Source organism: Blastomonas sp. CCH1-A6 (assembly GCF_001556365.1).
Lineage (GTDB): Bacteria > Pseudomonadota > Alphaproteobacteria > Sphingomonadales > Sphingomonadaceae > Blastomonas > Blastomonas ursincola.
The window spans coordinates 1-1,166 of record NZ_LSIS01000131.1 but is presented as its reverse complement, the minus strand read 5'-3'; the positions used below and the strand labels follow the sequence as shown (position 1 = coordinate 1,166).

General features: G+C 69.7%; 3 protein-coding genes. All 3 read right to left on the bottom strand.

Features of this window, described 5'->3' with window-relative positions; translation table 11 throughout:
- Positions 1–98 precede the first annotated feature (98 nt).
- Positions 99–431: a DUF736 domain-containing protein gene (locus AX735_RS05170; RefSeq protein WP_017502711.1), complete on the bottom strand. Its 333-nt coding sequence runs from the start codon at positions 429–431 to the stop codon at positions 99–101.
- Positions 412–990 carry a S26 family signal peptidase gene (locus tag AX735_RS05165; RefSeq protein WP_017502712.1) on the bottom strand — a complete coding sequence of 193 codons (579 nt, stop codon included), beginning with the start codon at positions 988–990 and terminating at the stop codon, positions 412–414. Before AX735_RS05165 ends, AX735_RS05170 begins: the two co-directional genes overlap by 20 nt.
- The coding region (locus AX735_RS05160; protein WP_156447424.1) for a DUF2840 domain-containing protein at positions 987–1,166 on the bottom strand (180 nt) is incomplete at its 5' end. The genes AX735_RS05160 and AX735_RS05165, both read right to left, overlap by 4 nt.

Sequence of the window (1,166 nt, the reverse complement as noted above, 5' to 3'; positions counted from 1 at the left end):
TGACCTTCGCTGCGCGCGCCGGCCGGCCTGCGACCGAGCGGGACGGAGGGATGAGGCGGTCTTTCCGCGAACAGAGGGATGATCGGGGAAGGCACTGATCAGCTCCGATCGTCGCGGGGCCGGGGGCGTTTCCACGACAGCCTGAACGTCCGTCCATCATCATCGGCACGGAACAGCACCGGCCGGAACGCCGCCGGGAACAGCGGGCTGTCGATCTCCAACGCGATATAGTCGCCGGCACGTTCGCCGACCCGTTTCCACGCGCCGCCGACCTCGGGGCCATCCTCGTCGTCGAGGTGGACGCGGTAGTCGGGCGCATTTTCGGCGTCGCTCGGATCGAGCGCGACAAGCACGATCGCCTCGTTGATACCGAATAGTCGGACGCGGCCGGCATAGCCGTCGGCGGTGGATTCAAAGATATTGGTTTGCATGGCCGATCTCCTTGGCTTCGGGGGTGGAAGGCGATGGGGACGGCGCGCGCAGATAGAGCGGCGTCGCGCGTCCGATGACGGCGGAAGCCGGCAGCGGGCCGAAGTAGCGGCCGTCCAGACTGTCGGGATGGGCGGGATTGAGCAGCAGCAGCTCGCCCGATCGCAGCGTGCGGCACCCCTGCCAGACCGGAAGCGGACGGCCCTGGCCATCACGCGCGCGGGCGATGGCGACGCGCCGGCCATCGACGCTCACCGCATCGCCGATCCGGCATGTCCGCTGCCCGGCTTTAGCCGCGACATGCTTCAAGAGCGGCACACCCTCGGGCAGATAGCCGCGCGTCGAAAGCCAATGCGCCAGCCGTTCGGGCGGCGCGACGGCGACCAGCGCGCCGATGGCGGGATCGCGGTCGGGATGGATGCGGTAGAGGCCGATGGGCGCGCTGGCGCTGGCGTTCCAGATGGCGCGCGGGAGCGGATTGGCGACGGCGATAGCGACGAACGCCGCGGCGAAGGCGGATGCGGCGATGGCCGTCGCCATGACGTAGCGGCGGCGTGTCATCCCTCGATCTCCCGGCGCTTGAGCCAGGCGTGATGGCGCTCGATCGTGTAGAGGCGCGACGGCTGGCCGACGGCGATGCGGTTGTGGACGTGGCGCCAATGGTCGGCCGCCGCGTCGCAGGGATCGACGCCGGCCGCCTCCACCGCGTCGATCGCCGCGAGCACTTGTTGGACCTT

What these genes read in the sequence shown, in the direction of transcription:
- AX735_RS05165 (WP_017502712.1), bottom strand. Translation starts at nt 990, where the DNA reads ATGACACGCCGCCGCTACGTCATGGCGACGGCCATCGCCGCATCCGCC.
- AX735_RS05170 (WP_017502711.1), bottom strand. Translation starts at nt 431, where the DNA reads ATGCAAACCAATATCTTTGAATCCACCGCCGACGGCTATGCCGGCCGC.